This is a genomic window from Noviherbaspirillum sp. (genome assembly GCF_035654295.1).
In the GTDB taxonomy this organism is placed as follows: domain Bacteria; phylum Pseudomonadota; class Gammaproteobacteria; order Burkholderiales; family Burkholderiaceae_D; genus Noviherbaspirillum.
Genome location: NZ_DASRXF010000006.1, coordinates 40,360 through 61,508 on the forward strand (window position 1 = coordinate 40,360; position 21,149 = coordinate 61,508).

The following is a 21,149-nucleotide window of genomic DNA, read 5'->3' on the forward strand; positions in this document are numbered from 1 at the left end:
AAAACAGGGATCAGGCGCTTCCCGAAACCAGCTTCAGTCCGATCACGCCGCCGAGAATGAGTGCGATGCACAGTATCCGCAGTGGCGACGCCGGATCTCCCATGGCGAGCATGCCGAGAACTGCCGTGCCCGCCGCGCCGATCCCGGTCCAGACCGCATAGGCGGTGCCGACCGGCAGCGTGCGCAGTGACAGCGACAGGAGAAAGATACTGGATAGCCCCGTTGCGGCGGCAAAGAGGCCCGGAACGAGGCGTGTGAATCCGGCAGACCACTTCATGCCGAACGCGAACGCGATTTCAAGAATGCCGGCAATGCCGAGTAATACCCAGGACATGATTCGAACTCCACGTGAAGCGCCGGCAGGGGCCGGCAAGGTTTACAGAAACTGGAGTGAGGCATTGTCGTGGACCCGGCCCGGAACTGGGCACGCTCAAGGAAGGCATTCTCGGCCAAATTTCCTGCAAATGGAGACTAGCGGACGCGTGGCGGTGCACGCCAGTTCATCATCCGGCCTCGCGCATGTCCGATGGCATCATCTGAACGACGATTGGCCGAATGTGGAACATTGCGGCGCTGTCAGCCACCGTCCATAAATTACATAATTCTTCGCAAGGCACGTCCTAATGCCGGCACTTACGGCCAAGAGATGCGTTGCCAGATAAAAGCGAGAAAGAATCAGATTCGGCCAAAACGAAAAGGAATGTCAATATGAACACTGCAAGCGCCGCCGGCGCCACCGCCGCCGGGAAGCACGTCTCCGTGAAGAATCTTCCGGTCAACCTGTTTGGCTCAGTCATGGGTCTCGCAGGCCTTTCACTGGCATGGCGCCTTGCCCATGACGCTTACGGGACCAGCGCGGCGATCGCCGATACCATCGGCGTCATCGCAATCCTCGCCTTCATCGCAATCGGCCTCGGCTACCTGGCCAAGTGGGGAAAGTATCCGCAGGCAGTCCGCGCCGAGTTCGAGCATCCGATTGCCGGCAACTTCTTCGGCACAATCACGATTGCCATCCTTTTGCTATCCGCAGTCATCGGCAACTACAGCGCGATGCTGCAGCAGGTTATCTGGACCATCGGCGCGATATCCACGATCGTATTGAGCTTTATCATCGTCTCGCGCCTCCTCAGGGGCAATGTGGATGGCGGCCACGCAGTGCCGGCCTGGCTGATTCCTGGCGTGGCCACCCTCGACATCGCTGTTGCCGGCGGGACGATGCCCATGGTCTGGGCCGCCGAGCTGAACCTCTTTTCCGCCGCGGTCGGCGCCGTTGTAGCACTTGTGTTCTTTACGCTCATCTTTGCCCGGCTGGTGCACAAGGAAGCCCTTCCCGCAGGCATGGTTCCCTCACTGATGATCCTCATTGCGCCGTTCGAAGTCGGCTTCCTCGCTTACGTCAACATCGTCCAGAAGGTCGACATGTTCGCGGCCTTGCTGTTCTACTTCGGACTCTTCATGTTTGTCGTTCTGGCGTTCAAGGTATTCCGCCCCTCAGTCCCGTTCGCTCCGGCCTGGTGGGCGATCAGCTTTCCGATCGCTGCACTTGCAAACGCAGCCTTGAAGTACGCGGCAGTGTCCGGCACCTGGGTTCTGAGCCTGATTGCCGCGGTGATCCTCTTCATCCTGTCCGTGGCGATTGCCGTGCTTTTCGTCCGCACCCTCCACATCCTTTTCAACGGCAAACTGCTTGCCGGATAAATCGCTGTCCCGCAGCATCGGGCGCTGGCCTATCTCAATTCCCTTGTGCCCGCGCCCGGCTATCATTTCGTCATGGGAAGGAGCAAACGTATGCGCATCGCTGTCTTGTCGGACCTTCACCTGTCGGTTCATGGCATGCCCACGCCGGCACCGGACTGCGACCTGGTGGTCCTGGCCGGTGACATCGCCCGGCCATTCGCTGCGATCGAATGGGCCCGCCGGTTCTCTACGCCGGTCGTCTACGTGCCGGGCAATCATGAATTCTACGGAGGCAGTATCGATGGCACGATTCGCGAGCTGCGTGAACTTTCCATCAATACGAACGTGCATATCCTGGAACGCGAATCGCTCACGTTCGGGGGTGTCCGGTTTCTCGGTTGTACGCTGTGGAGCGACTTTCGTCTTTCTCCGAAAGAAGAGGACCAGCAGCGCTGGATGCAGCAGGCCGTGGATCTGATCTGGGACTTTCGCCGCATCAAGCGCAGCGAGCACTGCAGCGAGCTCCTGACGCCCGCCGAATCCAGGCGCCTGTTCGACGAATCAGTCAGCTGGCTGAACCAGATGTTCGCCACGCCGTTCGACGGCCCCACGGTGGTGGTGACGCACTTTGCGCCCTCGCGCAGGAGCATTCACGAAAAGTATGCGGAGTCCCCGTTGAACGCATGCTTTGTCTCCGACCTCGACGAACGCGTGCAGGCATGGAAGCCGCGGCTATGGATACACGGCCACACGCACGACACGCACCACTACATGCTGGGCGACACGGAAGTGCTGTGCAATCCGCGAGGGTATGCAAGAGATGGGATTCCGGAGAACAGGAGCTTCGACGCCGGGCTGACAATTGACCTGTAGGCGTCACGCGGCATCAGCACAGTGCACTTGGTCCCCTGGATCAGCCTTTTTCCGAGGTCCGGGCTGCACACGGTCTCAGTGCAGGAACATCAGGCAGGATCTCAGTTTGAGAGCCGGCTTCGCCTGACAACGGACCTCCGTACAGGACTACGACGTGCGCTGGATCAGGCGAACGGATCCGCCACCTGAAGGGCTCACCCGGCCTTCCCCTGAAGGCGACTGCCTCGCCCGCCGCGACGGCAACCGCACGGTCGATCCGCCCCAAGGCGTAAACCTGGACAGCGCCGTCGACCACGAGCAGGAAGCTTGTCAATCCGGCAGGAGTCATGAATTGCTGGCGCGTCCGCGGGTTGAGGAAGATGTCTGAGGCGAAAATTTGGTGCGCAAGACGACCGTCGCCGGGACCGTCCGGCGTCTTCGCATGGCGGGAGCGGATTGCGGGCCTGTGGATCCGGCTCATCCCCGTTGCAGGAAGGTGAATCGAATACGGGCTTTCGGTTCTACGGGAATCGGGGAGGCCGACGAAGATGCGCAGTCCGTGGATTCGCCCGCCCTCTTCCGAGAGATTTTCCCGATGGACAAAGCCGCGCCCGGCCGTCAGCCAGTGCATGTCCCCCGGTGAAACGCGCACGGATTCTCCACCGGGCGCGGTGTAAATGGCATGTCCGGCGGAGTCTTCGAACATGAGCGTGAGCATGGCGAGCTCTTTGAGGGCAGTCTCGCGGAACGCCGATTCTGTCTCCACGAAATGTTCGACGGCCAGAATAGGGTCCATCAGACCGCCAAATGCCGCCTGACAGAACCGCTTCGCCCGGAAGCCGGCGCCTGCCAGGCATTCCTGCCCGCGTACGACCGGAGAGAACACCACGTCCGGTTCCGTCGCCCCCGGACGCAAGGCCTTGCGCGTTGCCATTATCCGGCGCGCTGGCGCACCGTCACGCCGCGGACTCCTGCTGCGACAGGTTCGGCCATGATCTCGACACGACCGTACGCAGAGTAATAGAGAACGAGGATATTTTTCATGGACATTTTGCCGGGAAGGTTGAATGGAGAACGATGTGCCTGTTTGAAGGCACCGCCAGCTTAGGGCGCGGCGGGATTGGAGCTCGGCCAACGCGGTAGCAATGTCGGACAATGCAACGCGAGCGGCCGAGCTTGCAGGTCCGGTGGCCGGAAAGGCCGCTTCTTCGGCAGTCCGGTACATCGGCTGGACATTATCTTTTCCGTCTTTCCCAACGACGGAGACGAGCCGATGCCTTCCAAACGTCCAATCCCTTCCATGCGTTTCTATGCAGCCGCGGTAATGCTGTCAGCCGTCGCCGGCCTCACAGCATGTGTTCCCGCACCGATCGTCCGCCACGAAGGCGCATCCGTGCCGCAGCAGGGGTACGGGGGCGCCCGTGAACGCATCGGCGATATCGACTTCTGGACGCATGGATCGCCGCCGGGAGAATACCGGGTCATCGGATATACCACCGTCGAATCGCAGGACGATCTGATCGGCCGGCGAATTCTGCTGTCGCGCGTTGCTGCGCAAGTGAGGCGGGCTGGGGGCAATGCGGCGATCCGAATCAGCGAGACGTCGAAGCCCAGCATTGCGTACCAGGCAGGCGGCGTTTCCCGCATCGAGAATAGGCGCATTGTCGAGATTGCGATCATTCAGTACCGAGACTGAGTAGTGTTCAACTTCATGTCATCCGCACGGAAAAACTTCTTATGAAAATTACCCTGTCCGGCCAGCTGGAATCGATAACGCGCTACCCCGTCAAATCATTTGCCGGCGAAGGTCTCGGCATGGCATACGTGTCGAGGCAGGGAATCGAATTCGACCGCCAGTACGCCATCGTCGATGCCGAAACCGGAAGACTGGCCAATGCCAAGAATGCCAAGCAATGGCCGGCAATGTACTTCTATCGATCCCATTGCCTGGACACGCTGCTTTCACCGGTTCAGCTGCCACATGTCCGCATTACCTTGCCCGACGGCTCCAGTGTGGCTTCCAGTGATCACGATGCGAGCCTGCGGCTTTCCCGGGCATTCAACCGTCAAGTGCAACTCAGATCCGCTTGCGAAGAGGCGACCCGCGGCGAATGGAATTCCTTTGTCGATATCGCCCCGATTCATCTGGTCACGACCGCGAGCCTCGCCATGCTGAGCGACGCCGGCCTGCCGTTAGAAGAAGGCGCGATCCGGTTTCGTCCGAACCTGGTGATCGACACCCGTTTCCAACGCGGCTTTGTAGAGAACCGGTGGATAGGCAAAGTGGTTTCCGTGGGCGGCGTCCGCCTGCGCGTCGTCGATGGCACGCGGCGGTGCGCCCGCATCACCCTGCGTCAACCGACGAGCGAGAAGAATCCCGGGTTGTTCGAACACATATTGAAGGTCAACGGCGGCAAGCTCGGCGTCTACGCGGAGGTTCTCAAACCGGGTTTCATCCAGGTCGGCGATGCCGTGATCCTGCACGAATAGAGCCTTCTGTTCGAACATCGTTACCGCAGGGAAGCTGGCCTTCAGTGCCGCATCGGGCACAATCCGGCCAGATACGCTTCATCCCCTGCCATGGCCGATTCTTACGGCTTTTGCGGAACTATACTGTGGGTAATTGCCAAGGAGGATCAAACCATGCGTATCGCAGTCCTTGCCTTTCCCGGAGTGCAAATGCTGGATGTCGTGGGGCCTGCCGACGTCTTCCATGAAGCGGTGCGGCAGGCCGGCACACCGGGTGCGTACAAGCTGGAAATCGTTTCAACCGTGAATGGGCCGATCCGCGCGTCGAATGGAATGCGCTTTTACCCGGACAGTACGATCGACACCATCGAACCCGGCATCGACACGCTCCTGGTGGCTGGCGGACCCAGCATGCAGTCGGTCGAGGACGACCAGCGCCTGACCGGATGGCTGCAGGAACAGGCGCGGCATGTGCGCCGTCTCGGTTCAGTCTGTTCGGGCGCGTTCATTCTGGCAAAGTCGGGCGTGCTCGACGGCCGCAGGGTGACGACCCACTGGAACTCCTCGGCGCGCCTGGCTCGCTCCTTCCCCAAGGTCAAGGTGGAAGCCGACCAGATCTACGTGCGCGACGGTTCGATCTATACCTCTGCCGGCGTTACTGCCGGGATGGATCTCGCCCTGGCCCTCGTCGAGGAAGACTTCGGCCGTGGAGTTGCCCTGAAAGTGGCGCGAGAGTTCGTGATGTTCCTGAAGCGCCCGGGCGGGCAGGCGCAATTCAGCGCGCACCTGGCGGCGCAGACTGCCGAAAAAAGCGTTATCCGGGACGTACAGGTCTGGATACTCGAAAATCTGGACCAGCCATTGACGGTTGACCAGCTGGCTGCGCATGCCGGCATGAGTACACGCAACTTTTCCCGGATTTTCAAGCATGAAGCGCAAACGACTCCGGCGGACTACGTTGAGATGGCAAGGATAGACGCGGCCCGCCGGCTGCTGGAAGAGACCAACACACCGCTCAAGCGGGTCGCGGCGTGGTGCGGCTTTGGCGACCCCAATGGCCTTCGTCGCGCGTTCATGCGCCGGCTGGGCGTGTCCCCGGCCGACTATCGCCGGCGCTTCCAGGACGCTGCCTGAGGCTCATGCACTTTGCGTTGCCGCTTTCTCGCGTTCCGTCCTTTCAGTGACATCGCGTGCAACCGCCACCGATCCCAGGACAGTGCGTGCCTGATCGACAACCAGGGCAAAGCTCATTTCGATGTAAAGTTTCTTCCCGGACTTGTGCAGGCCGCGGGTCAGCGTCGGGCGCCCGTTCAGGCGCGTGACGCCGCTCTGGATGGCAGCGTCGAAGCCGCGCCAATGCGCCTCGCGAAGACGCTCGGGGATGATCAGGTCCAGGCTCTGTCCGAGTGCTTCGAAAGCGCTATACCCGAATAGCGATTCGGCCGCCCGGTTCCATCGTCGTATCGTGCCGTCCGTGCCGGAATAGATCAGGGCCTCGGCCATCTGCTCCAGTATCGCGTCTTCGAGCGAAATTTCACCATCCATCTCAACCTCCATCAGGCTAATCGCCCCAGGCAAACGGCAGCGGCTCGTCATCTTTCCGCTTGGGGTCGACGACCTCCTGGATGCGAGGGCGCGATATGTCATAGCGGCGCGCCAGTTCGGTAACGCCTACTCCCTGGCAGTAATCGGTAATGATCTTTGCTCGCAGCTCTCGCGGCAGCTTCCCCGCGCGGCCGCTTCTTTTCCCTGCCGATCGCGCGGGTTCGGAACAGGGCTTCGCCCGCGCCCGCACCCGATTCTTTTCAATGTCGACCACGGCGCTCAGCGTTTTAAGCATCAGCCTTCCCGCATCGGATTGCAGACGCGCCGCGCCGAGTTCGAGGACGATGAGATCGATCCGCTGCGCGTCCAGTGCCTGGAGCGTGGCCAGGACATCTTCGGCGTTGCTTCCGAGGTGATGCAGCTTCGTCACCACGATCGTATCCCCGGCCTGCAGGTGATGCAGCATTTCCGTGAACCTTGGCGCCCTGCTTCTCGGGCCGGGCGCCGCTTCATCTGCAAACCAGCGCTTGATGCGGTATCCGCCATTTTCGATTTCACGGCGAGCATCCTCGGCGGCTTTCTGCTCATTTCCGATGCAGCTATAGGCAATGATTTCCATCGTTGAATTTCCTCACCGTAACCATCATGAAACCGGGTGTCCATTCGCGAAGCAGAACCGGACGACTGATTGTTGATTATGCATCTGAATTTGTACAAACACACGCGCGCCCGGTTTCCGGAACGCCAGGGAAACAGGTTTCATCTAATGGGTAAGTGCAGAGATGCGTATCGATTCCCCCTGGAGAGGCAGCGATGAATACCTTCGACACTCAGCTCACGTCCCGCGAAGTGGTGGCAGAAGGCACATCGGCCTTTCACTTCAGGAAGCCGGACGGATTTGTCTTCAAGCCGGGTCAGGCCATCGATCTTGTTCTCGAACTTCCCGGGCAGGAGGGAGAGACTGCTCGTCATGCTTCTCTCTGGTAAGCGCTCCGTTTGAGGACGAGCTCGTTATCGCGACGAGAATGCGGGACAGTGTGTACAAGCGTGCACTCGGCGCCCTTCCGGCCGGCGCGATGGTCAGGATAGAAGGACCGTTCGGCTCGCTCACCTTGCACAGCGATCGGACGCGTCCTGCTGTCTTCCTCGCGGGCGGCATCGGGATTACGCCATTCATGAGCATGCTGCGACAGGCCGCGCGGGACGGCCATGCCCGGGACCTGATCCTTATGTATTCGAACAGGCGGCCGGAGGATGCGGCATTTCTGGATGAGCTTCAGGCGATTGCGAAGCAGAACAAGGGCGTCAGAGTGATTGCAACCATGACGGATATCGCCAGGTCAAAGCGGCCATGGGATGGCCGCGTCGGCGCCATCAACGACGCCTTAATCGCAAGTGTCAATGCCGATGTCACTCCGGTTTATTACCTGGTCGGTCCGCCGGGCCTGGTGGAAGCGCTGAGGGACACGCTAAACCGGATGGGAATCAGCGATGACGACATTCGCAGCGAAGAATTTTACGGGTACTGATTCTCGTCATTCGGCACGCCAGCCGGACAGGAAGTCTTCTGCACAACGCAAGAACGCGCCTGGCAAGCGCGGGCTGCCGGGCCAGGTCGTGCTGGTCCTGCAGGGCGGCGGTGCTTTGGGTGCGTATCAGGCCGGCGTGTTTCAGGCTATGCATGAAGCAGGCATCGAGCCGGACTGGATCGTTGGAACTTCCATCGGCGCGATCAACGCTGCCCTCATCGCAGGAAATCCGCCGGATGGGCGCATGGCGCAGTTGCGCAGGTTTTGGGGAAGCATCGAGCAGCATATCGGGAATGAGCTCTCCCGGTATCTATCACCTGCCATCGACCATGCGCTCGCCAACCTGCTGACGGTCGCCGCGGGCATACGCACATTTTTCATACCGAATCCCTTGGCAATGTTCGGTCAGCATGCGGCGCTAGGCACAGGAAAGGCTGCGTACTATACGACCGAACCCTTGCGCCGAACGCTTTCCGAACTGGTCGATTTCGGCTGCATCAATGAAGGTCGTACACGGATCTCCCTCGGTGCCGTCAATGTGCGCAGCGGAGAAATGACGTACTTCGACAGTCGTGAGGCGTCCATTTCGATGGACCATGTGATGGCATCGAGCGCGTACCCGCCGGCGTTTCCGGCAATCGGCATCGACGGCGATTTTTACTGGGATGGAGGGATATATTCAAACACGCCCATCGAGGCTGTACTCGATGACAATCCTCGACGCGACTCAGTGATCTTTGCCGTCGATGTATGGAACCCGGAAGGATCGATGCCGGAGTCGCTCTGGCAGGTTGCCGGCAGACAGAAGGAAATCCTCTACGCGAGCCGGACCAAGAGCCATCTTGCGAGACAGAAGCAGATACATCATTTGCGGCATGTCATCCGCGAACTGACAAAGGACATTCCCGAGAAGGGGCGAAGATCGCCGCGAGTCAAGGAGCTGGCTTCCTGGGGTTGTCACACGACGATGCATGTCGTCAGGTTCGTGGCAAGCGGCCTTCGCGATGAAGACCACTTGAAGGACATCGACTTCACCCCTGCCGGGATCGATGCCCGCTGGAAGGCGGGTTATGCGGACGCCAAGCGCATGATCGATGCCGCGCCATGGGAGGCTGTCGTGGACCCGACGGAGGGCGTGGTCATCCACGATATGCCGGACGCCGTCGGGAAGCCGGTGGCCGCGGGCATCGATGGCTTCGAAGGAAGGACGAAATAGGCGCGGCTTCAGTGCCAGTTTGCGTCAGGCTGAGGCCGAAGCCGCCGCGCGGCCTCGATCACTTCCTGCAATTCCACCGGGTCGCTATGGGGATCGTCATCAAGGGAAGTGACCCGGTTCAGCTCCTTTTGCCAGCGCCTGAGCTCATCGACATAGGGTTGATACGGCACCCGCCTCAGACGCCCGTCGTCCGGCACCAGATCAGCAATCCCGTTGTGCAGCCACTCACCGGTATGCCAGTCCGGCATGTCGACCGCGGGAAAGAGGCAGACGCCATGCAGGTCCATTCCGCGGTTGACCGCTGCCAGCGATTCCTGCATGACGTCGCGCAACCATTCCGGGCGGCCCTTCGACATGCCGCTGGTTTCGCCGATGATCATCGGCCGCTTGTAGCGATCCCAGATACGGTGCAGCAAGACGCACAGCGGTTCGATGCCCGGGTGCCCGGGTTCCAGCGCCTTGTGCGGGCCCTGTTCCCGATACTCCATCTGCCCGAAGGAATAGTTGTTTGCGCCGACGATGTCGAGGATGTCCGGCGCGCCGCCCAATTCCGGCCTTTCCTTGCCGTACAGGATGTCCCATGCCCGAAAGGTATCGACATGCGTCTCGTGCGCGGCTGCTTCGGCCAGGTCCGGGCGGTCGGCGGGCGCGATGACCTGCACCAGGGGATCGACGTGAACCATGCGGGCATCGGGCAGTACCGAGCGAATGGCTTTCACGCCGCGGATGGCCGCCAGGCACAGCGCCTCGCGCAGGGCTTCGCGCTCCTGGCGGCTCTTGCAGTAGGGAGCGACCCAGCCCCATTCGCCGCCGCAGAACGCGAAGAAGGTGATCTCGTTGATCGGCGTAAAGTAATACGGGCCCGGCAGATGCGTCGAGACATGGCGTGCTGCCGCTTCGCAATACTGCTCGAAGCGGAGGCTGAAATCGGGCGAGAATGGATCGAGGCCGTCCGGATAGCCGTAGTGGCACAAGTCCCACAAGGGAAGGATCTTCGTCTCACGGCATGCGGCGATCATGGGTTCGATCCAGTGGAAGTCGAAACCGCCCTGCCGCGCCACCAGCGGCCAGGGAATGCCTTCGCGGGCAACGCCTATTCCGAGTTGCCGCAGCAAGCGGTAGTCTTCCAGTGCATGCTCGCGGTGCTGGGTCTCGTCGACGAGGTCGCGCCGGCGTCCATCCTTCCACAGAAAGGTGGAGCACTCGAAGCCGGAGAGAAAGAAGGTCGGGAAGATTCCAGGTCGGGTGGCCATGCGGATGAGATGGCGGTCGAAATGCACTGGTTCCCAATGCCGCAGTGCGGCGTGCCCTGCAAACATGGCTTGCCTTTTGCATGCTGACCTTCCTCCCCAGTGCGCCTTTCTTTACAAAATGAAATATGGAAGATAATCCCGCCCGCCGCGCCGTAACGAAAATCGACACTTCATTCCTGGAGCCCCAGGCACTGTTGCAGGCGGTATTTACGATCGAAACAGTGGGCGTGCTGTTCTTCAACCTCGACGGCACGATTATCGATGCCAACCCCGCATTCGAGCGCATGTGCGGATACACCCGCGATGAGCTGTGTACAACGGGACATTGGAAGCAGCTGACGGATCCCCAGTTCTTCGAAATTACGTTCAAGGTGGCGGAACGGCTGGCGGCCACGGGCCGAACTCCGCCTTACGAAAAACTGATGGTCCGCAAGGACGGCACGCAGTGGTGGGGATTGTTCGCGCCGACCCGCCTTTCCGGAAGCGGCCTCGAGTCAAAATGTGCAGAGTTCATCCTGGATATTACGGAGCGCAAGCGTGCGGAAGCGGCGCTCGGCGAAAGCGAGGAACGATTCCGCTCGCTGGTACAGGGATTCGCGCAGGCGGTATGGGAAACGGATGCGGAGGGTGTCGTGGTCGCCGATTCGCCGAGCTGGCGTGCCTACACCGGGCAGACAATCGAGGAGTGGATGGGCGACGGCTGGCTGAATGCGGTCCATCCTGACGACCGGGATTTCGCCCGCCGCGAGTGGCACGAGGCACTGCAGGAAGTAAAAGTGGCGAACGCGGAGTTCCGCCTCAAGTTTGCCAAAGGCGGCGATTGGCGCTGGACCAACGTGCGCGTGGCGCCGATCTTCGATGCCGGCGGGGCAGTCCGGAAATGGGTGGGCATCAATATCGATGTCAATGAGCAGCGGTGCATGCAGGAGGCGTTGCGCGCCTCGGAGGAGCGCTTGCGCGCGCTATTCGATTCAATGAACGAGGCTTTCGCCATCATGGAGGCGGTGCCGGACGAGGCCGGGAGCATCGCGGACTATCGCTTCATCGAAACCAATCCGGCCTTTGACCGGCATACCGGACTGGGCGACCCGCGCGGCCACTCCATAAGAAGCCTGCTGCCGGACAACGAGCCGATCTGGACAGAAAGATTCGGGCGCGTCCTGCATGCCGGCGAACCGGTGCAGTTCGAGGCGTATGTCGCCGCGCGCGACCGCTGGCTCTCCGTATCCGCCACCCCGCTCGGCAGCGACAATGACTTGCGCCTCGCGGTTGTCTTCACCGATATTACCGATCGCAAGCAGGTGGAAGAGCAAGTACGCCATGCCTCACTGCACGACGCACTGACCGGGTTGCCGAACCGCAGCATGCTTTTCGAATACGCGAGCCATCTGTTGCCGCATAACAGGCGCACCAGCCACTCCGCTGCTGTCTTGTTCCTGGACCTGGATCGCTTCAAACCGATCAACGACACCCATGGTCATGCGGTCGGAGACCTTGTGCTGAAAGAAGTGGCGTCGAGGCTGCTGGCAGGAACGCGGGCGGAGGACATTGTCGTTCGCCTGGGCGGAGACGAGTTTGTGATTCTCCTGCAAGACCTCAAGAGCCGGAGTGCGGCAGCGGAAGTCGCCAGGCACATCCTGGACCGCATCAATCAGCCATACCTTATCGGCGACCTGTCGCTCTCATTATCCACGTCGATCGGCATCAGCACATTTCCCGGCGACGGGCAGGATCTCGATACGCTGATCAGTCATGCCGACACCGCCATGTACCAGGCCAAGCAAAACGGCAGCAATAACTATCAGTTCTATTCTCCGGCGTATTCGGCTGAAACGAGACTGCTGCGCATCATCGAGCAGCAACTCAAGAGTGCACTGCGCAACAACGCGTTCCAGCTTCTCTACCAGCCGGTGATGGATGTGGAAACCGGCCGTATCGTGAGCGTGGAAGCGCTGCTGCGCTGCAGGGAAACCGGCATCGGGCCAGACCGCTTCGTGCCCGTGGCCGAAGCCACCGGCATCATCAATCCGATCGGGCGCTGGTTGCTGTCGGAAGCGGCGCGGCAGCACAAGGCATGGCGCGACCACGGCTTGCCGTTGATCCCGATCGCAATCAATGTATCGGTCGTCGAATTCCGCGATCGGGACTTTCCCGAGAGATTCGCCAGCACCTTCAGGGAACACGGCATCGACACGAACGCGCTGCAACTGGAAGTGACCGAAACCGCGGTGATGGACGACATCGAGCATACCGTCATCATTTTGTCCCGCCTGCAGGCGCTGGGCGTGAAGATCCTGCTCGATGACTTCGGCACCGGTCATTCCAGCCTCGCCTATCTTGCGCGCCTTCCGCTGAACAAGGTCAAGATCGACAAGTCGTTCGTGCTGCCGCTCGATAGCGATACAACCAGCCGCGTGGTGACCAATGCGATGATTGCACTCAGCCGCACCTTAGGCCTGGAAGTCGTGGCCGAGGGCGTGGAGACCGAAAGCGCGCTCGACTATATCCGCTCGCACGGCTGCACGCAGGCACAAGGGTATTACTTCGGGCTGCCGATGTCGGGCGACGAATTCGAGCATTGGTACCGAGGGTCTCGACTCGCTGATCCCGCACGCCCCGTGATCTGAGAGCGATCGGCCTTCCAAACGGCAACCCTTGCCTGCAGCAGTTCCGCCGCTGTCAGCTCCCGTATCCCTAATCGCATCACCTATTCCTGCGTGGCAGCGCCCTTGGTCTGCAAAGTCAATTGATGAATGTCATCCGGTTTGCTTCGGCATAGGGAAGCCCGAGGGCGGCTGAAATCCGTTCATTTATAGTCGATCAGGGCGCTTATCAACATCACTTGTTTGTCCAGCGGATCGGCATCCGGTGAGTCGTGGTGAGGTCCAGGCCAGCAAAAATTCTACTAACAGGAGACTCAATGAAGACACGACTTCGCACGACGGTGCGCGGGTTGATTCCCGTGCTTGCGCTACTGGCTGTTGGATCGGAAGCGGCGGCCAACACGCTGAACCAGAACGCTTCCTGGACCATCGACCGCACCGGCACCACGACCAAGTACCGCGTGGTGTCCTACGGCGACTCGATCTACGCCGGCTACAACGGTTCGATCAGTAACGCGGCCAAGTACGCGGGCCCGGTGGTGCAGGCCGAGTATCTGTCGGCGCTGTGGAATGCCGACATGGAGCAGGTGCGCCGTACGAAGTCCGGCGCGGTGGCCTCGGATATTTACAACAACAAGATCGTGGCCGAGCGGTCTTACATGCAGCACAGCGCAACGCGCGTGGTGGCCTTCGAGATGTGCGGCAACGATGCGCTGCAGGCACGCACGGCCTTCAAGAACCAGACCGGCACCTGCAATACCAGCGGGCTCGATGCGGCACTGAGCAACTGCAAGACTTACGTGGCGAGGGCGATGGACTACATCAACGCCAATGCCTATGCCGGCACCAAGCTCAAGATCGTCTCCAACCTGCACTACCCGGGCTATGCCGCCGACAACGTGCAAAGTTCCTGCAGGAGTGCGGCGACCGGCACTACGGTGAGCATACAGAATACGCTTTTGCCCTATCTCGCCAAAATCAATTTCGCGATGTGCGAGTACGCCCGGCAAAAGGGTTTCGCATGCGTGGACGCGTTCGCGCAGTACATGGCTGCCGACTACGACAGCAACGGCGACGGCAAGATCGATTCCGACGCGCTGCGTTATGTCGCCGGCGAGAGCGAGGCGGACTACGTGAATCGCATCACTACGACACTGCGTTCGACGCTGCGTGACTCCAACACCCACTTCGTGTCCGCCAGCCGGAGCTATGACTACATCCAGTCCGACGACACTCACCCGACCTATACGGGAGGTACGGTCACTTCCGGCCTGTTTGGCAGCAGTAGCGGCACGGGTGCGGCGCGCTACACGTCATTCACTGATGGCAAGAATCCGATCTGGAACCAGTATGGCCATGAGCGTCTCGGCTGGGGCTTGTCGACCTTCAATCCCCCTGCCCCGTAAGCCAGGGAGCAGTCAACGATGAAAACGCCACGCCGCTCCGGCCAGGCACGGGCCGAACCGGTCACAGACCCGGGCGGCTGGCGCCCATCCCCCGGCTACCTCGCGATTGCGCTCGCGCTGGCCGTAGCCAGTCTCGTCTTTCTGCTCAAGCCGTCCGAGGAGGCCGACGGTCCCCGGCCATCGAAGGCGGCGTCGACAACGCAGCGTGAGACGATCCCCATGTGGACACCGCCTGCGATAGCCGTGCCGCAAGCGGAACAAGAGGTGCCGCCGGCCGCACCGGAGCAGCATGTGGAGGGAGATGCAGACCCGACGCGCGATCTCACTTTCTACGTTGCCCGCGGAGAGAAGCCGACGATGCCGGAGGTGATCGAGCGTCTGCAACAGGCCGGTGTTTATACCGGTCTCGGTGCGTTCACGCCGCCGGGCACCAGCCCGCCCCTGGTCGGCATCGCGGTGCCGGAGGATTTCGAGCTTCCGCCCGGTTACGTCCGCCACTATCAAACGACAGATGACGGCCAGCGCGTCGAGGCCATCCTGATGTACTCGCCGGACTTCCAGTTTGTCGATGCCTCGAAGCAGCCGCTAGCGATCCCGAAGGACCGCGTCGTGGTGCCGGAACACGCTCCACCCGGGCTGGCAATCCGGCGGGTCGAGATTCCCAAGCCGGTTGAGCCGCAGTGAGCCGCGTGTTGAATGTCATGGCACGATCGGCACATCCCGTGGCCGGCATCCTCGGCAGCGCGATCCTGGCCGGCCTGTATGTCCGCGGTGGTATCGGCTGGGTCATCGGCTTCGTGATTCTCGTGCCGTGGTTGCGTGTACTCGACGCGAAGCGGACGCTCGGTGGCATTCTGCTCAGCTCCTGTGCCATGGCGCTTGCGTTCACCGCGGCAGTTTTCGCCTGGTTCGGGAACGCCATCGGCAGCTATACCCAGATTGGAACGGCCGCCGGTGTGTCATTACTCCTTCTCGCCGCGCCGTTATTGCAGCCGCAATTCCTCGCCTTTGCGCTGGTGCGCCACGCGGCGGTCCGGCGGTACGGCCCTGTTCTCGGAGCATGTGCAGCCGCCGCGGCATGGTTAGCGACGGAGTGGCTTACGGTCAAGCTGTTCGGCCACGTGCTGAGTTATACGCTGGGCTACGGACTCTATCCCTCCACGCTCTTGCGCCAGGCTGCGGACGTAGGCGGTGCAGCAGGCCTCACGTTCATGCTGCTGCTGGCGAACCAGGGCGTGGCAGCTGTCATCGCGAATCGCCCCAAGGGCGTGCGCGCCATGATCCGGCCCCTTGCGTTCGCCGCGCTGGTACCGGCGCTGCTGGCCGGCTACGGCCTGACTACGCTCACCGCCGAGCCTGCAACAAGCGATTCACTGCGCATCGGAATGGTCCAGTCCAACATCGTGGACTATGAACGCCAGCGCCAGGAGAAAGGCGCTCATGCTGTCGTCCGCGAGGTGCTCGACACGCACTTTGCAATGACCTACGACGCCGTCGTACGGCAGCGCGCGCATGCGGTGCTCTGGTCGGAGACGGCCTACCCTACCACCTTCGGCAATCCTAAAAGCGACGCAGGCGCTGAACTGGATCGCGAGATCCTTGCCCTCGTCAATGCGGCCGGCGTACCGCTTGTGTTCGGTACTTACGACCGCGACGCGAACGGTGAATACAACGCCGCAGCCTTCCTCGAACCGGGCACCGGGCTGCTGGGTTTTTACCGCAAGAGCAGCCTCTTCCCGCTGACCGAGTACGTACCCGCCTGGCTCGACGGACCGGCTCTGCGGCGTTGGCTGCCGTGGACCGGAACCTGGCAGCCCGGAGCGGGTGCGCGCGTATTCCCCCTGCGCCTGGCCGACGGCCGCGAGATCCCCGTGCTGCCAATGATCTGCCTGGATGACATGAATACCGGCCTCGCCATTGAGGGCGCACGCCTGGGCGCGCAGGTCATCCTGAGCATGTCAAATGATTCCTGGTTCACGGCCGCGCCAGGGATGGACATGCATCTTGCCGCCGCTGCATTCCGCAGCATCGAAACGCGTCTTCCGCAGTTCCGTGTCACACCGAATGGCTACAGCGCCGTGATCGACGCGAGGGGCAGCGTGATCGCCAGCGCCGGAAAAGGGGAACGCGCACTGGTGGTGGACGACGTGCCCGTCGGCGCCCCGGTGCCTACGCTCATGGTGGCCTGGGGTAACTGGGTCGGCCCCGTGTCCATTGCATTCCTTGCGCTGCTGGGTGCGTTGGCGGCAATCCGAGCACTGGTGCGGCACAAGGCGGAGGAAGCGCCCGAGCCGCTCGCGGCGATCACATTCCCCGTCAAGGTTGCCGTGTTACCGCCCGCAGCCCGCCTCGCCGCAGGCGTGCTGCGCACATTCGCGCGCGGAAGCCTGCTCTGGATGGGCGCGGCAATACTGTTCGGCGATACCTTGCGCGGAAACACGCTGGCGCAGATTCGTACCTTCGCCGGTCTTTTCCTTGTGCCGGAAATCGCCTCCTGGTGTGTGCTCCATGCCTTTGCTGCCCGCGCCTCGATGGAAAACGGCAAGCTCGTGCTGGCGAGGGGCGTGCATCGCCTGGAGCTTGCCGTGCGCGATATCGCCGCCATCCGTCCCTGGCGCGTACCTGTCCCGTGCCCGGGCGCCACCCTGCAGCTGGTGTCGGGCGAGCGCTGGCGGTACGGGCTGGCGATAGCCCAGCCTGCTGCCCTGGCGCGGGCACTGTTCCCCGCGGGGCGGGCGTCGAGGCAGGCGGCGGAGCTGACGTATGCGAAAGTCCGCGCGGCCGTGCGGCGCGGCCGCCTTGATCATCCGTTTGCCAAATTCGTCCTGTTTCCAACCTTGCTCGCCATCCCGGCGTTTCGCCTGCACCAGCACATTGCCTTCGGCAGCAGTTTCGGCGAATACGACTTGTTCGGCCTGAAGGCTTATCTCATTGCCTTCTCGCTCTGGTGGGCGGCATGGACGATTGGTGTCGTGTTGAGTGCCGCGGCATTGCGCGCAGCGGTGGAAGCCGGCACGCTGCTTGCGGTAGTCCTGCGGCCGGTGAAGGCGACGGAAGCCCGGCGCTGGCTTGAACGCTTCAGCCTCGCGGCGCTCTACATCGGCCCGCCGTCGTGGCTGCTGCTGCATGTTTATGGGAGCTGATCATCGCCAAATGGGGCCGATGTGCCGCGATTTCATCGCAGCCTACGGTTCTGCCCTGTCGCGACAAGCGCTCCCGCAATCGGCGCCAGTCAAGTCAGGAGCGGGTAGTCCCTGCGGGAAGCGGCGGGCTGCGCCTCCGTCGTCTCCAGCACCTGTACCGCCGCGGCATTCAACTTGAAGACCCCGACCGCACGGGCGAGGATGGCCGCTTCTTCGCGCATGCGTTCGGCAGTGGCGGCGGCCTCCTCGACCAATGCGGCATTCTGGTTGGTCGCTTCATCGATCTGCGTGAAGGCCTCGTTGACCCGCACGATCCCGGTGCTTTGCTCGATGCTGGCGGAGGAGATTTCCCCGATGATGTCGGTGACCCGCTTGACGCTGGTCACCACCTCCTCCATCGTTGCCCCCGCCTGTCCGACCAGTTTGCTTCCCGCGTTGGCGCGGTCGACTGAATCGCCGATCAGTTCCTTGATTTCCCGGGCCGCGCCGGCACTGCGTTGCGCCAGGTTGCGCACCTCCGCCGCGACCACCGCGAAGCCCCGGCCCTGATCGCCGGCCCGCGCCGCTTCCACCGCGGCATTCAGCGCAAGGATGTTGGTCTGGAAGGCGATGCCGTCGATGACGCTGGTAATGTCTGCAATCTTTCGTGCCGACTCGTTAATGGATTGCATCGTCTCCACCACCTGATTCACCACGGCGCCGGCCCTGAGCGCGACGTCGGACGCGCTGTCCGCCAGATGGCGGGCCTGCTGGGCGTTATCCGCATTTTGTTTGACGGTGGAGGTCAGGACGTCCATGGAGGCGACGATGCGCTCCACCGAGGCTGCCTGCTGCTCGGTGCGCGCTGCCAGGTCCATGTTGCCCTGGGCGATTTCGGCCGAGGCCACGCTGATGGTGTCGGTGCCCTGCCGAACCTCGGCGACGATGCGTTCCAGGCTTTGGTTCATGGCCTTCAGGTTTTGCACGAGGATGCCGGTCTCGTCCTGGCTCTTGACGTCGATAGTGGCGGTCAGGTCGCCTTCCGCGACGCGCTTGGCCAGGTCCACGGCCTGGTCCAGCGAACGGACGATGCCGCGGGTCACCAGTACGCCGATCGCCACGGCAAGCAGACAGGCGCCGCCGGCCAATGCCAGCATGAGGACGACCGCCCGTGAAGCCGATTCGACCGCGGAGCGGCTGCTTTCATCCATCGCCGCTTCATGAAACGCGACGACGTTGTTCAGGGACTGGAAATAGGCGAGCTGCGCCGTCTCCACCCTGGTGTAGAGAACATCCCTGGCCTTGTCGCGCTCATCCGCGATGACGAGCTGCTTGAAGCTGTCGAGTTCCGCGGCGAAATCCGCGTGCGTCTCGTTCATGCTTTTCTTGAGGTCGCTCTCCTTCGCCGACAACGACGGTTTCCGGTTCAGTTCGCCCAGGCTCTTGTCCGCAAAGGCCATCGATTGCTCGAGGTCGGCGACGCGTGCCTTGATCTCTTCCGCATCTTCCAGGAGCAGCATGTCGCGCATGGCCTGCACGACATCGTGCAAGTCGGACTTGACGCCGTTCGCCAGCACGGTTTGCGGATAGCGCTCGGTGGCGTCCACTTCGATGTCGTGCTTGATGCTGATCAGCTTGGCCGCCCCGAACAGGATCACGGCAACCATCAGTGCGATCGCCATGCCGAAACCTAACGCCAGGCGCTGTCCGATTTTCATTCTGGCGATTCTCATGCTGTCTCCGTTTGAGTCGAGGAATCCGGGCCCGCGTTCACGAAACAGTTGTCGAAAAAATGCCCGGCGACCCTTCGATCGCCGGGCAAACGCCATCCCTTGGATGGATGGAGGAGACAACTGTTGCCTATCCAAGTGCGCACCACGCGGCACCTTTCGTGTTAGGACATTCAGCTAAAGATAGGTCAAACGACCAAACAAGTCAAGAGAATGTTCGTCAACAAACAATTCGGCCATGAACCGTAGGCTGGCATGCAATCCCAGCAATCATCGAATGCTTGGGCTATGCTGGGATTGCATCCCAGCCTACGGCTTCAAGAAGGGCTGCGGTGCACTAACCGAATTGCCCGCCGCCATTAATTGGAAGAGAAAACCCATGAGCTTGCCGTCCGGACTTGCGCGGCACATCCTCATTGCCGGCATGAGCCTGCTTTGCCCGCTTTTGTTGCTTGCGGCGCAGCCGCAACTTACCGTGACCGGCGCAGAAGCCGCAGGCAATGCCGACGGCAGCATTCCCCCTTGGAAGCCGGAGACGGGTGACCCCTTGCCGGGCTGGAGCGAAGGAAAAAGCAGAGTCCGCTTTGCTCCGTATGCGAGCGAAAAACCGATCTACGTCATTGATCAAAAGAATATCGACCGCTATGCGCATCTTTTGCCCGCAGGTGCGATCGCCCTGTTGCGCAGCAAGCCGGGTTACACCATGCCGGTGTACCCGTCGCATCGCAGTTGCCGCGTGCCGGAGTTCGTCGCATCCAATACGATGCGCCACAAGGGCGCGGCGCGCATCGCCGCCAACGGCTGGTCCATCGAAAATGCGGTATTGCCGAGCATTCCCTTTCCCCAACCCCGCAGCGGGATCGAAGCACTCTGGAATTACCTCTTGCTTTACCAGGGGGCGGGGATCGAATGGCTGAATAACCGCGTCTATCTTTCTTCGTACAACGCAGGCGGGGAACCGCTGATCTTCAACGGCGACACCCGCGTCTACTATCCGTGGGCCGCGCCCGGGGAGCACAGGATGCAAGCCGGGGATTTGAAGCAAGGACTGCAGATCTTTTCGAAGTACCCGCCGTCCTTGAACGGACAGGCGATCGTGCAGCGATTCTACTTCGACAGACCGCCGGACTCGTTCTATTTCCATCCCGGGCAGCGGCGGGTCCGCCGGATGCCGTCCTACAACTATGATGCACCCTTGATCGGGTTTGAACGGACATACCCCAACGATTCGATCGGCATTTTCAGCGGCAATCCCGACCGCTTCGAATGGAAACTGAAGGGAAAGCGCGAACTGCTCATTCCGTATAACGTGTTCAACTTCACCGACAAGGATGCGGACGGGAACAGCATATTCGGACGGGATTATGTCCTTGCGAGCGGACGCCGCTATGAATTGCATCGCGTATGGGTCATCGAGGGTAACCTGCGCCCAGGGATGCGCCACTCCACGCCGCGCAAGATTCTCTACCTGGACGAGGACAGCTGGGTGGCGGCGGCCGGCGAGGATTACGATGCTGACGGCAAGCTGGTCCGATACAAGGAAGCGGCCGTCGTGCCGATCTGGGAAATCAAGGCTTGCACGTCCCAGTATTCCATGATCCTGTACGACTTCGTGCAGAATCGCTATCTGCTCGACGGCTACGTGACCGATGAGAGCGATCTGAAGTTTCACGTCGAGGCGAAGGCGCCATGGATGCGCTCCGATGAATTCACCGAGTCGGCCTTGCGGCGGCGGACAGGCTACTGA

At 61.5% G+C, this 21,149-nt stretch carries 19 protein-coding genes; 13 read left to right on the forward strand and 6 right to left on the reverse strand.

Annotation, left to right across the window (positions count from 1 at the left end; genetic code table 11):
- Positions 1–10: 10 nt before the first annotated feature.
- Complete coding sequence (locus VFF99_RS00430; RefSeq protein WP_325013971.1) at positions 11–334, reverse strand: DMT family transporter; 324 nt, start codon at positions 332–334, stop codon at positions 11–13.
- A gap of 374 nt (positions 335–708) precedes the next feature.
- Here VFF99_RS00430 and VFF99_RS00435 point away from each other — a divergent pair, with 374 nt between their 5' ends.
- The gene (locus VFF99_RS00435) at positions 709–1,698 is read left to right on the forward strand and encodes an SLAC1 anion channel family protein (protein WP_325013972.1); all 990 of its coding nucleotides are present in this window, start codon (positions 709–711) and stop codon (positions 1,696–1,698) included.
- Between the two features lie 90 nt (positions 1,699–1,788).
- Positions 1,789–2,550, forward strand: coding sequence for a metallophosphoesterase (locus tag VFF99_RS00440; RefSeq protein ID WP_325013973.1), 762 nt, complete (start codon positions 1,789–1,791; stop codon positions 2,548–2,550).
- Positions 2,551–2,590: 40 nt separating this feature from the next.
- Here VFF99_RS00440 and VFF99_RS00445 read toward each other — a convergent pair whose 3' ends face one another.
- Complete coding sequence (locus VFF99_RS00445) at positions 2,591–3,463, reverse strand: pirin family protein (protein WP_325013974.1); 873 nt, start codon at positions 3,461–3,463, stop codon at positions 2,591–2,593.
- Between the two features lie 339 nt (positions 3,464–3,802).
- On the opposite strand from VFF99_RS00445, the gene VFF99_RS00450 reads away from it, so the two are divergent.
- The 3 genes from VFF99_RS00450 (at position 3,803) to VFF99_RS00460 (ending at position 6,132) form a co-directional block, all read left to right on the forward strand.
- Positions 3,803–4,225, forward strand: a complete 423-nt coding sequence (locus VFF99_RS00450) for a hypothetical protein (RefSeq protein WP_325013975.1) — start codon at positions 3,803–3,805, stop codon at positions 4,223–4,225.
- A gap of 41 nt (positions 4,226–4,266) precedes the next feature.
- Positions 4,267–5,019 (forward strand): MOSC domain-containing protein, encoded by a 753-nt coding sequence (locus VFF99_RS00455; protein ID WP_325013976.1) that lies wholly within the window; start codon positions 4,267–4,269, stop codon positions 5,017–5,019.
- 153 nt (positions 5,020–5,172) lie between these two features.
- Positions 5,173–6,132 (forward strand): GlxA family transcriptional regulator, encoded by a 960-nt coding sequence (locus tag VFF99_RS00460; protein ID WP_325013977.1) that lies wholly within the window; start codon positions 5,173–5,175, stop codon positions 6,130–6,132.
- 3 nt (positions 6,133–6,135) lie between these two features.
- Here the strand turns inward: VFF99_RS00460 and VFF99_RS00465 are convergent, their stop codons facing one another.
- On the reverse strand, positions 6,136–6,543 hold the full coding sequence (locus VFF99_RS00465) for a PAS domain S-box protein (protein WP_325013978.1): 408 nt from the start codon (positions 6,541–6,543) through the stop codon (positions 6,136–6,138).
- A 16-nt stretch (positions 6,544–6,559) separates the two neighbouring features.
- On the reverse strand, positions 6,560–7,162 hold the full coding sequence (locus VFF99_RS00470; protein WP_325013979.1) for a recombinase family protein: 603 nt from the start codon (positions 7,160–7,162) through the stop codon (positions 6,560–6,562).
- 194 nt (positions 7,163–7,356) lie between these two features.
- Between VFF99_RS00470 and VFF99_RS00475 the strand changes: the two genes are divergently transcribed.
- From VFF99_RS00475 to VFF99_RS00485, 3 genes are read left to right on the forward strand one after another with little or no spacing between them, the layout of a single operon-like run.
- Positions 7,357–7,530, forward strand: a complete 174-nt coding sequence (locus VFF99_RS00475) for a hypothetical protein (protein WP_325013980.1) — start codon at positions 7,357–7,359, stop codon at positions 7,528–7,530.
- Positions 7,531–7,580: 50 nt separating this feature from the next.
- Entirely contained in the window at positions 7,581–8,072 is a 492-nt protein-coding gene (locus VFF99_RS00480; protein ID WP_325013981.1) for an FAD-dependent oxidoreductase, read from the forward strand.
- On the forward strand, positions 8,035–9,288 hold the full coding sequence (locus VFF99_RS00485) for a patatin-like phospholipase family protein (protein ID WP_325013982.1): 1,254 nt from the start codon (positions 8,035–8,037) through the stop codon (positions 9,286–9,288). The genes VFF99_RS00480 and VFF99_RS00485 overlap by 38 nt, the downstream gene beginning before the upstream one ends.
- An 8-nt stretch (positions 9,289–9,296) precedes the next feature.
- Here VFF99_RS00485 and VFF99_RS00490 read toward each other — a convergent pair whose 3' ends face one another.
- On the reverse strand, positions 9,297–10,607 hold the full coding sequence (locus tag VFF99_RS00490) for a b-glycosidase (protein ID WP_325013983.1): 1,311 nt from the start codon (positions 10,605–10,607) through the stop codon (positions 9,297–9,299).
- 59 nt (positions 10,608–10,666) lie between these two features.
- Here VFF99_RS00490 and VFF99_RS00495 point away from each other — a divergent pair, with 59 nt between their 5' ends.
- The 4 genes from VFF99_RS00495 to lnt all read left to right on the forward strand — a co-directional run bounded on the left by VFF99_RS00495 (position 10,667) and on the right by lnt (position 17,693).
- Complete coding sequence (locus VFF99_RS00495; protein ID WP_325013984.1) at positions 10,667–13,168, forward strand: sensor domain-containing protein; 2,502 nt, start codon at positions 10,667–10,669, stop codon at positions 13,166–13,168.
- A gap of 293 nt (positions 13,169–13,461) precedes the next feature.
- Positions 13,462–14,550 carry an SGNH/GDSL hydrolase family protein gene (locus tag VFF99_RS00500; RefSeq protein ID WP_325013985.1) on the forward strand — a complete coding sequence of 363 codons (1,089 nt, stop codon included), beginning with the start codon at positions 13,462–13,464 and terminating at the stop codon, positions 14,548–14,550.
- An 18-nt stretch (positions 14,551–14,568) separates the two neighbouring features.
- Complete coding sequence (locus tag VFF99_RS00505; RefSeq protein WP_325013986.1) at positions 14,569–15,234, forward strand: hypothetical protein; 666 nt, start codon at positions 14,569–14,571, stop codon at positions 15,232–15,234.
- 17 nt (positions 15,235–15,251) lie between these two features.
- On the forward strand, positions 15,252–17,693 hold the full coding sequence (gene lnt, locus VFF99_RS00510; protein ID WP_325013987.1) for an apolipoprotein N-acyltransferase: 2,442 nt from the start codon (positions 15,252–15,254) through the stop codon (positions 17,691–17,693).
- Positions 17,694–17,782: 89 nt separating this feature from the next.
- On the opposite strand, the gene VFF99_RS00515 is transcribed toward lnt, so the two are convergent.
- Positions 17,783–19,405, reverse strand: a complete 1,623-nt coding sequence (locus tag VFF99_RS00515) for a methyl-accepting chemotaxis protein (protein ID WP_325013988.1) — start codon at positions 19,403–19,405, stop codon at positions 17,783–17,785.
- A gap of 376 nt (positions 19,406–19,781) precedes the next feature.
- Between VFF99_RS00515 and VFF99_RS00520 the strand changes: the two genes are divergently transcribed.
- Positions 19,782–21,149 carry a DUF1329 domain-containing protein gene (locus VFF99_RS00520; RefSeq protein WP_325013989.1) on the forward strand — a complete coding sequence of 456 codons (1,368 nt, stop codon included), beginning with the start codon at positions 19,782–19,784 and terminating at the stop codon, positions 21,147–21,149.